13 protein-coding genes, 1 tRNA gene and 1 pseudogene are annotated in these 12452 nt (G+C 60.0%); 8 read left to right on the forward strand and 7 right to left on the reverse strand.

All coding sequences use genetic code 11. The features are described 5' to 3' along the window. The first annotated feature begins 502 nt into the window (after positions 1 to 502). A complete protein-coding gene (locus JQ611_RS31515) occupies positions 503 to 1207 on the forward strand; it encodes a hypothetical protein (RefSeq protein WP_249133610.1) in 705 nt (234 codons plus the stop codon). Here the strand turns inward: JQ611_RS31515 and JQ611_RS31520 are convergent, their stop codons facing one another. The 4 genes from JQ611_RS31520 to JQ611_RS31535 all read right to left on the reverse strand — a co-directional run bounded on the left by JQ611_RS31520 (position 1208) and on the right by JQ611_RS31535 (position 3941). Continuing rightward, a complete protein-coding gene (locus JQ611_RS31520; RefSeq protein ID WP_212467639.1) occupies positions 1208 to 2044 on the reverse strand; it encodes a tetratricopeptide repeat protein in 837 nt (278 codons plus the stop codon). A 78-nt stretch (positions 2045 to 2122) separates the two neighbouring features. Then, positions 2123 to 3211: a recombinase family protein gene (locus JQ611_RS31525; protein ID WP_212467640.1), complete on the reverse strand. Its 1089-nt coding sequence runs from the start codon at positions 3209 to 3211 to the stop codon at positions 2123 to 2125. Positions 3212 to 3556: 345 nt separating this feature from the next. Continuing rightward, positions 3557 to 3633, reverse strand: a tRNA-Arg gene (locus JQ611_RS31530). A 53-nt stretch (positions 3634 to 3686) separates the two neighbouring features. After that, on the reverse strand, positions 3687 to 3941 hold the full coding sequence (locus JQ611_RS31535; protein ID WP_212266138.1) for a hypothetical protein: 255 nt from the start codon (positions 3939 to 3941) through the stop codon (positions 3687 to 3689). A gap of 233 nt (positions 3942 to 4174) precedes the next feature. On the opposite strand from JQ611_RS31535, the gene JQ611_RS31540 reads away from it, so the two are divergent. Then, positions 4175 to 4621: a hypothetical protein gene (locus tag JQ611_RS31540; RefSeq protein WP_212266139.1), complete on the forward strand. Its 447-nt coding sequence runs from the start codon at positions 4175 to 4177 to the stop codon at positions 4619 to 4621. A 40-nt stretch (positions 4622 to 4661) separates the two neighbouring features. Here the strand turns inward: JQ611_RS31540 and JQ611_RS31545 are convergent. After that, positions 4662 to 4838 (reverse strand): annotated as a pseudogene (locus tag JQ611_RS31545) (S-(hydroxymethyl)glutathione dehydrogenase); the annotation flags it as partial. Positions 4839 to 4901: 63 nt separating this feature from the next. Between JQ611_RS31545 and JQ611_RS31550 the strand changes: the two are divergent. Then, positions 4902 to 5777 (forward strand): DMT family transporter, encoded by an 876-nt coding sequence (locus JQ611_RS31550; protein WP_212467641.1) that lies wholly within the window; start codon positions 4902 to 4904, stop codon positions 5775 to 5777. A gap of 103 nt (positions 5778 to 5880) precedes the next feature. Here the strand turns inward: JQ611_RS31550 and JQ611_RS31555 are convergent, their stop codons facing one another. Further along, the gene (locus JQ611_RS31555) at positions 5881 to 7320 is read right to left on the reverse strand and encodes a deoxyribodipyrimidine photo-lyase (RefSeq protein WP_212467642.1); all 1440 of its coding nucleotides are present in this window, start codon (positions 7318 to 7320) and stop codon (positions 5881 to 5883) included. A gap of 109 nt (positions 7321 to 7429) precedes the next feature. Between JQ611_RS31555 and JQ611_RS31560 the strand changes: the two genes are divergently transcribed. Next, positions 7430 to 9166, forward strand: a complete 1737-nt coding sequence (locus JQ611_RS31560; protein WP_212467643.1) for a methyl-accepting chemotaxis protein — start codon at positions 7430 to 7432, stop codon at positions 9164 to 9166. A 100-nt stretch (positions 9167 to 9266) separates the two neighbouring features. Here the strand turns inward: JQ611_RS31560 and JQ611_RS31565 are convergent, their stop codons facing one another. Beyond that, positions 9267 to 9929: a peroxiredoxin gene (locus JQ611_RS31565; protein WP_212266143.1), complete on the reverse strand. Its 663-nt coding sequence runs from the start codon at positions 9927 to 9929 to the stop codon at positions 9267 to 9269. A 394-nt stretch (positions 9930 to 10323) separates the two neighbouring features. Between JQ611_RS31565 and JQ611_RS31570 the strand changes: the two genes are divergently transcribed. The 4 genes from JQ611_RS31570 to JQ611_RS31585 all read left to right on the forward strand — a co-directional run bounded on the left by JQ611_RS31570 (position 10324) and on the right by JQ611_RS31585 (position 12051). Beyond that, positions 10324 to 10902: a hypothetical protein gene (locus JQ611_RS31570; RefSeq protein WP_212266144.1), complete on the forward strand. Its 579-nt coding sequence runs from the start codon at positions 10324 to 10326 to the stop codon at positions 10900 to 10902. A 406-nt stretch (positions 10903 to 11308) separates the two neighbouring features. Beyond that, positions 11309 to 11467 carry a hypothetical protein gene (locus JQ611_RS31575; RefSeq protein ID WP_212467644.1) on the forward strand — a complete coding sequence of 53 codons (159 nt, stop codon included), beginning with the start codon at positions 11309 to 11311 and terminating at the stop codon, positions 11465 to 11467. A 22-nt stretch (positions 11468 to 11489) separates the two neighbouring features. Beyond that, complete coding sequence (locus JQ611_RS31580; RefSeq protein ID WP_212266146.1) at positions 11490 to 11726, forward strand: hypothetical protein; 237 nt, start codon at positions 11490 to 11492, stop codon at positions 11724 to 11726. Positions 11727 to 11871: 145 nt separating this feature from the next. Further along, positions 11872 to 12051, forward strand: a complete 180-nt coding sequence (locus tag JQ611_RS31585) for a hypothetical protein (protein ID WP_192733787.1) — start codon at positions 11872 to 11874, stop codon at positions 12049 to 12051. Positions 12052 to 12452 lie beyond the last annotated feature (401 nt).

A 12452-nucleotide genomic window follows, 5' to 3' on the forward strand; every position in this document is an offset into this window, starting at 1 on the left:
AGTTTGTTGGCTTGATTGCTCCCGCAGCCCAGGCTGGTATCGCGAAGCCGGCAGCTGTGTACGAGCTGAAGGACCAGGACACCCTCAGCTTGCTGATCCGCGCTCAGCGCAACTGGTAATCCAGTCGTTTGATCAAGTACTAACAGAGCCCCCGGCGGGAAACTGCCGGGGGTTTTGCTTTGGGCCGAGTTCACTGACCTCGTTCGTTGCATGCGGGTCACCCGCGCTTCTTCAGTCGCAGGAACGAGGATCGTTAGCGAAAGGCCGCACGCGGGCTCCCGAGGGAAGCCTTGTGTGCGGCCTTTGTTGTCATTCCCTTGGTCGCCCGGTTTCACCCGGCTGTGCTCGACCATGTTGGCTTATGGTGAGAGCGTTTTCCTCCTCGCCAGTTCGTGAGTTCCACCGATGCTCTTGACAGACAGCGTTTTTCTGGGCCCTTGCTTGACTCCATTTCCGGCGCATAGTGATTTGGCGCGACGAAGCCGGCGACATCGATATTGAAATGAAAAACGAACTCCATCTCAAATTTCGCTGTCCTCGAGAGCTCGAGGGCCATTTGCCCTTGCCAGTGCCGGCGACCCAAGGCGTTCCCGACTGGCTCAAAACGATGCCGGCCACAGCCTTCAGTTCAATCAACATTCGCGAGGAGGAGACGGTAAAGCGGTGCCCACCGTTCATCGATGCGATGACCCATGGTTTCTTGATACCGCTGGTCTGCGATTTAAGGGTCGCAAGCGGCGAAATCACTTGGGACAACGAAATTCCACCAGGCGGAGCACTCGATTTTCCCCGTTCGCCCATCGGATTTCACGATGAGGGTCAGGTCACCGGTACGCCACTGTTTGAAGCCGACCGCTTCGTTATCAAATTCCACAATCTGTGGACCATCGAAGCCCCGGAAGGGTACGGCGTGTTCTTCACCCATCCCGTCAATCGCTTTGATCTGCCCTTCACCACGCTAAGCGGACTGGTCGATTGCGACCGCTATCACGATACCTGGGTGCACTTTCCGGCGCATTGGCATAACCGAGGATTTGAGGGTGTCATCCCAAAAGGCACGCCGATCGCGCAGTGCATCCCTGTCAAACGAGAAAACTGGATCGCGCAAATTTCTTCCTTCACGGAAGAAGAGACGCAGCGGGTTAGCGCATTGCAAAAAAAGATAGGACGAGAGCCCGGATTGTACAGGCGGAATTTCAGAACGTAGCTACTCAGGGCGGTTCTTGCCCAGGAATTTCGCCACCGCACTCGGCCGGAAAAAGAAGCGGCCATGCGAGGAAGCGGAAAGCGCGTAGGCAGCACGGCCGAGCATCTGAGGCCGTCCGCGTATTACGGAACGCAGGGCGGTCTCGCCACCATTGCGCTCCCCCATCTCCAGCAGGCACGCGGCAAGGTTGGCGCGCGCCAACGGATCTTGCGGACGCAGGCCGAGCGCGTGGCGGAAGGCATCGGCAGCTGCCGCGTAGTCGCCGTCAAGGAGCAGTGCCCGTCCGAGTTCTGTCAAGATGTCCGGGCGTCCCGGCGCTGCATCGCGAGCGACAATCAGGATGTCGCGAGCCTTTGCGCGGTCATTGTTCTCAAGTAGCAGGCGCCCCAGATCGACTTTCAAGTCGATGCTTTCAGGAGCCAACGCAAGGGCATCCTCGATGGTCCTGATCGCCTCGTTGAGTTGTCCGGCTTTGGAAAGCTGGCCTGCGAGTTCCTGAAATGCAGGCAAATACGGCGGGCGCCGCGCAGCGGTGCGCTGTAATTGTTCGATCCCATCCGCCGAGCGCCGTGAACCGCACAATACGGCACCAAGCAAGGTTTCGATTTCCGCGTCGCTGTTACGGCGCATCACCCTTTCGAGTGGCCCGATCGCCTCAACGTGACGATCTTGAGCCATCAAGGCATGCGCCAAAACGAGCACCGCGCTCCTGTCGGTGCGGTTCGATTTCAGGATGTCGGTTGCAAGCAGCTTGGCCCGATCGAATTGCTGCATTTGCAGTGCGAGCGAGGCTTGTTGCAGTGCCTGGTCACGGGAATTGTTCTGCCTGCTGTTCACGACGTCGACTCTAAACCACTTCTGCCGAGCGTCCAACAGCAGTCGCGTGAGGCCAAAGGCTATTTCATTCGCCTTCAGTCACTTCGGGGAGCATGTCGCTTCGGCAAGCCGTATGAGCTCGACTTGGGAATGCGTGTCTGTTTTCTTAAATATCTCGCGCAAATGCCAACGAGCGGTAGCCAAAGTAAGGCCCAACTTCTCAGCGGCAAAAGACAGAGTCTCGCCTTCCGCAAGAAGCGCCGTCAGCGTGCCTTGACGCGGGCTGAGACGAAGAGATTTTGAAAGTTCAACCGAATCGAATTTTTGATTTGACCTCTTTTGCGGGAGCGCCAGGTATCCAGTTCGCGACGAATCATCATTGAAAGTCGCCGTAAAACTCCGTTTCGGATGGTTGCGCCGTATCGGCCCACCGAGTCGGCTACTTGGTGGGGGCATCCCTGCCGATGCAATTGTCAGCCTCAAGACGCTGGCTTTTACGATTCGCATAATTTCTGCGCGAGCGTTGTAGATGTCACCATGGGCTCGTTCTTCTATGCCAATCCGCAGATTGACCAACTGCTCGGAGAAGTCCGGGAGAGCCCTATTCTCGTCTAAGAATTCGAAAAACGAACGCTCGAAATCTCCATAAGACCACCCGAATTTAAAACATTCGTCCCGCTCCAGGACGGCTTCGCAGATGAGGCTTTTCGAATTCCCGTTGCTGTGAAATTTCACCGGGCTGTTGCAATAGGCGCACGTAGTAAGCCCGGCAAAGAGGTTCGTGATAAGTCGACCCTTGCGCCCTCGACCGATTGCCAAATTTCGCTGGCGGGCCTCCTGCGCGGCTTGGAATAGACTTTCCTGGATGACGGGTGGGTAATAGCCAGGCTCCGGATATCCAACCGGATGCTCTTTGCCCTCTATAGTTTGCTTCCTTTGATATTCACCGATCGTTGCCCTGCTGCTCAGCATGTTGTGGATCGTCGATTGATCCCAACGCTTCGAAGTCCCAAATGCAGGAACCTTCTTTGAATTCAGCAATTTTGCGATCGTGTAGCCGCCTAAGCCTGCAATGCTCAGCTCGAAGATCTGTCTGACTATTTCGGCCCGTTCGGGGATGTAGACAAACGAAGTTCGGTCTTCAGACAAGCCCAACCAGCCTGGAGCCTTCTTAATTTTCTTTGCCATCCGAGACCTATCGCAACGCGTGCAGTTTACCGGACGGCCGAGAAATACGCGCTGGGAGCGTGGCGAGCGGGGCGCACCGTCCATCAAGACGGCTAGGGGCGATCACCGCCTCACGACACTCAAATCAAGTGACCCATTCGCCAAGTCAAAAGGAGGACATCCGTCACTCTAAGGCTAGAACAAAGTATGAAACGTCATGTTGCGACCGTGTTGCGTGGAGTGATTGGGAAAGGTTGGTAAGCCGTTGATTACGTTAGTATGCCGTTGCGACGTCTTGCAACACCAAAACAGGCAATAGAACGAAGCCATAACGGGCAAAAGTGATTATTCCCCAATCACTTATGATGGCGCACTCGGAGAGATTCGAACTCCCGACCCTCGGAATCGAAATCCGATGCTCTATCCAGCTGAGCTACGAGTGCCTGTAGCCCGCCCGATTATCAGACTTGTCCGGGCAGGGCCAGCAGCGGAACGTTTAGTAACAGGGGTGCCGGCCGCCCTGGCCGATGTAGGCGGCCGCGCCCTGGCGGCAGTGGTTTGTTGAGGGGCCGTCATAATAGGCAAAAGTGCCGGGCTGGGGGCCGGGCCCGTAATTGTGCAGGTAGCTGATCGGGTAGGGCAACGGCCAGTGCTGGCGGTGGTGCCGGTTATGGCGGGCGTCCGCCAGGCTCGGCGCCAGGGCCGCGGCAGCAAAGAGGGCGGCGGCGATTAAAGACTTGGCTTTGGGCATTTTGATTCTCCGGAAAATCCCACTGGAAACTAGACAGTTTTGGCCGGTTCGGGGGGAATTTTACGCAAAACGACAGGAAAAGCTCCGGAAAACTGGCGGAAGCTTGCCTATTTTTGGCCCCTAAAGGATGCTTAACGAAATCCCAACACAGTCCGGCCAAGGTTCTGCGGTGTGGTCTGGACCTCAAGGACCACCTTCCGCTTTGACAAGGCTATCTGGTTCCCAATCGACCCATGCGCATCACGTCCCTTGCCCTGCTGTCCCTCTCGGTTCTGGTCGCGACCCCGGCGCGGGCCGATCTGCACATCACGCGCGACCATGGCGGCTACGTCGAGGAATACAAGACGAAGTACAAGCGGATCCGCGAGCGCAAGGAACGCGTCATCATCGACGGCATCTGCAACTCGGCCTGCACACTGGTGTTCGGCATCGTGCCGATGAACAAGATCTGCGTGACGCCCAAGGCAAGCCTCGGCTTCCACCAGGCCTATTACGACAAGGCCTTCACCTTCGGCATCAAGGTTACGAGCTCCGACGGAACGTCGGACCTGATGTCCTATTATCCGGACACCGTGAAGGACTGGATCCGCCGCAATGGCGGGCTCACCACCGAAATGAAGAAGATCAAGAACGGTGGCGAGCTCTGGAAGATCGTCGATCCCTGTCCGGAAGCGTTTTGAACCGAGCGCAATCGCGCTGGCTGTGTGTCATCACCACTCCCTAAAACGTCACCACGCCACGGATCGATTCCCCGCGCTTCATCAGTTCGAACGCGTTGTTGATTTCGCTCAGCGGCATCACATGCGTGATCATCGGGCCGATCTGGATCTTGCCCTGCATGTACCAGTCGACGATCTTCGGCACGTCGGTGCGGCCGCGCGCGCCGCCGAACGCGGTGCGACGGATCCGCGCGATCAGTCCTTGCCGCATGGCATATGATCGGGCACTACGCTTTCGCAAATGAACCGTGACCTTGAAGATCTTGCCGCGCGGGCGGCGCCGGCGATTTTCGTCGTGCTGTGGAGCACCGGCTTCATCGCCACCAAATACGTCGTCAACAACGCCGATCCGTTGACCTATCTCGCGATCCGGATGGCGCTGGTGGTCGTCTTGATGGCGGTGATTGTCGCGATCGTGCGGCCCCGCTGGCCGGATCGGATCGGCATCTTCCACAGCGCCGTCGCCGGCATTCTGGTGCACGGGTTCTATCTCGGCGGCACCGCGATTGCGATTGCGCATTCGATTCCCGCGGGGCTGTCCGCGCTGATCCCCGGCCTGCAGCCGATCCTGACCTCGACCATCGCCAACCGCTGGCTCGGCGAGCGCGTCACGGCCATTCAATGGGCCGGACTTTTGCTCGGGCTCGCGGGCGTGGTGCTGATCCTGCACAATCGGCCGATGAGCGGCGACGCGGGCTGGGGTTGGCTTGCCTCCGGCGTGTCGCTGGTCAGCATCACGCTGGGCACGCTCTACCAGCGGCGGTACTGCAACGCGATCGACTGGCGCGCGGGCAATCTCGTGCAATACATCGCGGTTACGATCTTCTTCGGGCTCGGGGCATGGCTGTTCGAGAACAATGTGGTGCATTGGACCACGGAGTTCGTGCTCGCGCTGAGTTGGCTGGTCGTGGTGCTGTCGATCGGATCGATCGGTTTGTTGTACTGGCTGATCCGCCGCTCGGCCGCGACGTCGGTGGCGAGCCTGTTCTATCTGGTGCCGGCGGTGACGGCGCTGATGGCCTATGTGCTGTTTGGCGAGCAGCTCGATGGAATCGCGCTTGTCGGCATGACCGCGTGCGCGGCCGCGGTGTTTCTGGTCAACCGGCGCACTGCCTAGAGCCTTTTCCGTTCCGATGGAATCGGAACGGGGCTCTAGATTTTTGATTTGACGCGTTTTCTTGACGCGAACCGGTGTCCACTTCGCTGGAAAACGCTCTAGTTCAGCGATTGCGAATGCTCGCATAGGCCGCGAGCGCGCGTTCACGACCAACCTTGTGCTCGATGATCGGCCGCGGATAGGTTTTGCCGAGTTCGATGCCGGCGCTTGCCAGTTCAAGCGGTGTCGCGGTCCAGGGTTGATGGATCAAATTGTCAGGCAGTTGCTTCAGCTCCGGCACCCAGCGCCTGACGTAGACGCCATCGGGATCGAACTTCTCGCCCTGCAGGATTGGATTGAACACGCGGAAGTAGGGGGCGGCATCGGCGCCGCAGCCGGCGACCCACTGCCAGTTGGCCGGATTGCTGCCGGCATCGGCATCGACAAGCGTGTCCCAGAACCATTGCTCGCCCTCGCGCCAGTCGATCAAGAGATGCTTGACGAGGAACGAGGCCACCACCATCCGCACACGGTTGTGCATCACGCCGGTGTGCCAGAGTTCGCGCATGCCGGCGTCGACAATGGGGTATCCGGTCTGCCCGCGCTGCCACGCGCGCAATGCCTTGGTGTCGTGCTTCCAGGGAAACGCGTCGAACGATGGCTGCAGATTGCGCGTTGCGAGATCCGGCACGTCATAGAGCAGATGACGGCAGAATTCGCGCCAGCCGAGTTCGCTGAGGAACTTATCGATATCGGATGACAGGCGAGGGTGCTCGGCGGCGGCGAATTTTGCGGCGTGCCAGGCCTGACGCGGGCTGATCTCGCCGAAGCGAAGATGCGGCGACAGAAGCGAGGTGCCCTCGCGGTCGGGGCGGTCGCGATCACCGGAATAGCCGGCGATACCGCCGGCGAGGAATGCCTTGAGCCGCGCCTGCGCCGTGGCTTCGCCAGGCCGCCAGTTTTCGCGCAAGCCGCAAGCCCAATCGGGGCGGGTTGGTTCGAGATGCCAGTCTTCCAGCGCATCGCTGGCAATATCGGATTTGCCGTTCAGCTTCTTCGGCGCCGGCAGCGGCTTTGGCGGATCGCCGAGGGATTGCACCCGCCGCCAGAACGGCGTGAACACCCGCAGGCCGCGGTTCTCCTTGTTGCGGATCTGGCTCGGCGCCACCAGCAGGTCGCCGGGAAATCTGTGAGTGGCAACACCACCGAGCGCCGCCGCGACCTGATCCGCCACCCGCTGGTGGGGTGCCTGCGCAATCTCGTTCCAATAGACGGCGCCGGCATCGACCTCGCGCGCAAGGCTGGCAATGACCGTTGAGGCCGACCCTCGGCGCAATACCAGGGACGCGCCCCGATCCCGGAGGCTCTCCTGCAAGGCGCGCAGCGACCGCGCCAGCCACCAGCGGGCAGCACCTCCGAGCGGACGAACGCCCGGCGTCCTCTCGTCGAGCACGAAAATGCATACAACCGGCGCTTGTGTGTTGGCGGCCGCATGCAGGGCGGGATGGTCCGAAAGGCGCAGGTCGTCGCGGTACCAGACGATGGCAGGGCGAGGACTCGTCATGCGCGTATAGATTTCATCAAATTCCCAAGCCTTTGCCTAGGGTTGCATCCATTAATCCGATCGTAAGCAAGAACCGTCAAATTGAGCCCGATTTTGGGGAAAATTGCACATGTCCTTGCCGTCGTTTGGAAAACTCCTGCCGTCGCTGAAGCTTCGTCTCGGCACCAAAGCGGTCATCTCGGCCGTCCTCCTGATCGCGGTGAATACCGCGCTGGTGGTGGGCGCGGCCTATTGGTCGCTCAACTCTGAGTTCGGCGACCGGGCGCTTCGCGACATCGAGGTCAATCTGCGAACGCTGGCGCTGTCCTTTGCCGAGACCTACCCCGACGCCAAGATCACGCTGAAAGACGGCATGGTCGCCAAGGCCGAAGCGGCAAAGATGCCAGAATTCAAGGACCACGCGATCGTCGATCGCTCGGTTGGCTATGTCGGTGGCAACGCGACGCTGTTCGTCTACGACGAGGCCAGCAACCAGTTCGTCCGCCGCTCCACCAACGTGAAGAAGGAAAATGGCGACCGCGCCGTCGGCACCCAGCTTGCACCTGACCATCCCGGACAACCGATCCTGCGTCGCGGCGAGGCCTATAAGGGGCCGGCCACGCTGTTCGGCAAGACGTTCATGACGGCCTATTACCCGATCGCGAATTCGACCGGAAAGGTCATCGGCGTTCTCTATGTCGGAATTCCGATGGCGCAGTTCGAGACCATGCTGTCGCGTGCCATTCAGAACATGGCGATCGCAGCGGCCATTGCAGCGCTTCTGGTGATGTTGCTGACGATGCTGATCGTGCGCCGCGTGACCAAGCCGCTGATCTCGGTCACGGCCTCGCTCACCGCCATCGCCAACGGCAACAGTGACGTCGAGATCGATTGCCACGAGCGCATGGACGAGATCGGCGAGATCGCGCGCACGGTAGCGGTGTTCAAGAACAACTCGCTCGAGCGCCGCCGGCTTCGCGACGAACAGACCGCGGCCGCGGCTGCCGCCGTCGAACAGCGCAAGGCCGAATTGCGCGGGTTCGTCGACGAGTTCCAGACCAGCGTCGGCGGTATCCTCGACAAGGTGCTGAATTCCTCGGGTGAATTCGAGCGCGTGGCCAAGCAACTCACCGAGACCGCGCGGACCACCGCCGGGCTGTCGGGCCAGTCGGCGGGCGCGTCGGAGACCGCCTCCGAGCATGTCCGCACCGCAGCCGTTGCTTCCGATGAACTCTCCAACTCGATTGCCGAGATCACCCGCCGCGTCCAGGAATCGAACGGGATCGCGGCCGACGCCGTCAAGCAGGCCGCGGCCACCGACCAGCGCATCAACGAGCTGTCGGAGGCGGGCGCGCGGATCGGCGACGTGGTGAAGCTGATCACCTCGATCGCCGAGCAGACCAATCTTCTGGCACTCAACGCGACCATCGAGGCCGCCCGCGCCGGCGATGCCGGCCGCGGGTTTGCCGTGGTGGCCCAGGAGGTCAAGAGCCTCGCCGGCCAGACCGCCAAGGCCACTGAGGAGATCTCGAGTCAGATCGGCAGCATGCAGCTTGCGACCGAAGAGTCGGTCAGCGCGATCAAGGCGATTGGCCAGACCATCGAGCGCATCAGCGATATCGCGACCTCGATTTCGGCCGCGGTCGAACAACAGCGCGGTGCGACGGCGAACATCGCCCAGAGCGTCCGGGCCGCCGCGAGCGGGACCGCCGACGTCGCCGTCAACATCCGCAACGCTGCGCAGGGCGCGGGCGAGACCGGCGAGACTTCCAACCGCATGTTTGCCTCGGCGCAGGCGCTGTCGGGCGAGAGCCTGCATCTGAAGGCCGAGGTCGAGAAGTTCCTGGACCGCGTTCGCGCGGCCTGATCGCAATCTGGCTGCTACCAATCTTTTCCTTGACGCCGGTTCTGATGACATCAAAACCGGCGTCATATTTTTTCTGACGCCTTGAAAGCGCGATGAACCGTTACTGTTTCGGCTGCGGCACGATCCGGATGTAGGGCTTCGGCGACTTCCAGCCCTGCGGATAGATCGTCTTGGCCTCGTCGTCGGTGACTGAGCCTGCGATGATGACGTCTTCGCCCTGTTTCCAGTCGGCCGGGGTCGCGACCCGATGCTTGGCCGTCATCTGCAGGGAATCGATCACGCGCAAAATTTCCTGGAAATTGCGGCCCGTGGTCATCGGATAAACCAGCACCAGCTTGATCTTCTTGTCCGGTCCGATGATGAAGACGTTGCGCACGGTCTGGTTATCGGCAGCGGTCCGCGTTGCGGCATCCCCCGAGGTGGAGGCGGGGAGCATGTCGTAGAGTTTTGAGACGTTGAAATCGGTGTCGCCGATCATCGGATAGTTCGGCGCCGCGCCTTGCGTCTCCTTGATGTCCTCGGACCATTTCGAATGCTTGTCGACGGGATCGACGCTGAGCCCCATCAGCTTGACGCCGCGCTTGTCGAATTCAGGCTTCAACTTTGCGAGAGCGCCGAGTTCGGTGGTGCAAACCGGGGTGAAATCCTTCGGATGCGAGAACAACAGCGCCCAATTTGAGCCGATCCAGTCGTGGAATTTGAGTTTGCCCTCGGTGGTCTGGGCTTCGAAGTCCGGGGCGACTGCGCCAATCTGGAGTGCCATGGTACACCTCATCTCATTAAAGTTGCAGGAGAATTTCTGTTGATCTGTATAAGCCCTAGCAGGGTGGAAGTGAACCTCCGGCCAAAAAAGGAGAGATCCTTCTCCGCGAATAGGGAACTCCTAGCACCTTCTTTCGATCTGCGCCCCTGCGACGAAAAATCCACAGCGGCGGTAATCGCCCGGATCGCCCCGATATCGCCTTTTATGGTCCGCAAGACCCCGGTCCCGGTTGCCGGGGACGTTCATCGGTCGTTCAACCGAACCGTGACATCAGTCACAGCGACTAATTGGCAACCATCTAAAAATCTCGGAATGCAAGTTCCGAATCGTTAACCACTCGTTTACGCCGGCATCGCAATGCTGGACCAGAAAAAGAAATTGAGAAGTGCAAGCTATGTCTGCCCCTAGTACTACCAAATCTATTGAAGCGTTCGCCGTTCTCCAGCCTTCCTGCCGCAAGACCGCCGCCCATGCGCTGACCATCGTGCGCGACGGCGTCATCACCGGCGAGGGCCCGACCACCAAGGGCCGTATCCATTTTTCCCGCGCGCTCGATGCCGATGATGCCGCCTGGTGCGCCCGCATCCTGACCGCGACCGCCGTCGAGCATCAGCCGGTCAGCCGCGCCGAAGCCGAGGCGCTGTTCGAAATCAGCGACGCCGCCGCCGAGCGCAGCGACGGCGGCCGTTTCGACGATCTGCTCGCCAAGGCGGTCGCTCATCATGCGGCGTCCGAGTCTGGCCTGCCCGTGCCGCCGCGCACGATTGCCCTGTCGCCGGACACCGACATCGAAAGCTGGGCCCCGGCCAAGGCCGTCAACATCGACACCAAGGTGCTGGAGTGGATTGCCGCCCAGATGCGCGGCAAGCGCCGCTCCAACCACGCGCTGGCGGCGATGGTCGCGACCCTGGTCGGCGCCGCCGCACTGCCGCTCGCGCAGCTGCCGGGCATGCTGGACATGGGGATGATGTAACGTCATTCTTGCATCGTTGAATTCAAAACGGCGGGGATTTTCCCCGCCGTTTTTGTTTGACGGAGCAGGGCGGCTCCGTTTTTGTTTGACGGAGCACGGCGGCTACTAAATCGTCATTGCGAGCCAACGGGTCGCGCGAATGCGCGCCCGATGACAGGCTCCGCGAAGCAATCCATCGCACCACGCAAAGAATGGATTGCTTCGTCGCAAGTGCTCCCTTGCGCAAACGCTTTGCGTTTGTCGCAGGCAATGACGGCACGGCAAACACAGCTCGACATTCTCGCGGGACGTTGTGCCCAAGCCGTTGCCCGAGCCGCCGCTTTCCAGTCCGACCTCGAACGGGCATTGCACCACATCGCGGGCCAGAGGCCTTTAATTCCCGATCCGGCACCCCATATAGAGTCCCATGGCACAATGGAAAGCATCTGTCGCGCGGCAACCACCGAAGACCAAGGCGGAACTGCGGGAGATGCTGACCGACGCGGTCCGCAACACGCAGCCCGGTGCTGACAAAAAGCCGAAACGCTCCCCGAAGGTCGAGAACGATCCGAACAGCTTGGCCTGACAAGTTTCACAGGGAATAGCGTATGCGGCTGGTTGCCAAACCCACCGAACAAGAGATCATCGAGGGGCCGCAAGCGGTATCCTTTCAGATCGCGAACGGGAACTCGCGGCAGCGCTGCCTTCTGCAAACCGATCTTCCGACGCAGGCGCTGGCCCACAAATATCTGCTCACCAATTGGCCCGTTATCGAACGCAGGGCGCGCGAGGCTCTCGCGACCGGAGTCCTTGACGATGGTCAAATCAAACTGGCCATGGTCTAGATTCTTGTTTTGACGCGTTTTCTACGCAGATAAGTCTACGCAATCTGCGTAAGCTTGATTGCTATGCGAACCGGTGTCCACTTCGCTCGAAAACGCTATGGTTCGTTCAACAATCAATGTCGATTTTGGTCAACAGGAAATAGTCATGCTCAAGGATCGCGAGAATATCCTGAATGCGCTTCGCGAGAAGCCGCTCAAGGTCTACGAGATCATGAAACGCGCCAATCTTCCGAATGAGGAAGCCTGCCAGTCGCTGCTTCTGAAAATGCGCGACGAAGGTCTGGTGAAATTCGACATTCACAAGGGACGTTGGCTTGCCGGATGATGGCGGCTCGCCGGATGATGGCGCGGCGCGGACGACAAGTCGCCGCGCCGAAAATCGATGTCGGCTCGAATCTGGATCGCGGCTAATCCTGGCCGCGTGTGTCTCGAATGTCCCGCAAGAGCCAGGCGAGCACAAGAACCGAAGGCGTCCAGGCGAGTAGTGCTCCGATCAACATCGCTTGCGCGCTTGTCATGATGGCTCCTCCGCTTACTCTATCGACAACTTTCACCTCAACGGTTTCGGCTCATCTACGTCCGAGAGGCGGTCTGCAGTCCGGACCTGCCGCATCGCTGGATTATTTTTGGTTTGCGACAGACGGCTCGGGGCATTTGTAGAGCCATCTCCAGTAGGCCTTGTTACGATCCCGCTGACGCTTGCAGTGCTCGCGGCACCTGGACGAG

Source organism: Bradyrhizobium sp. AUGA SZCCT0182, from assembly GCF_018130185.1.
Classification (GTDB): domain Bacteria; phylum Pseudomonadota; class Alphaproteobacteria; order Rhizobiales; family Xanthobacteraceae; genus Bradyrhizobium.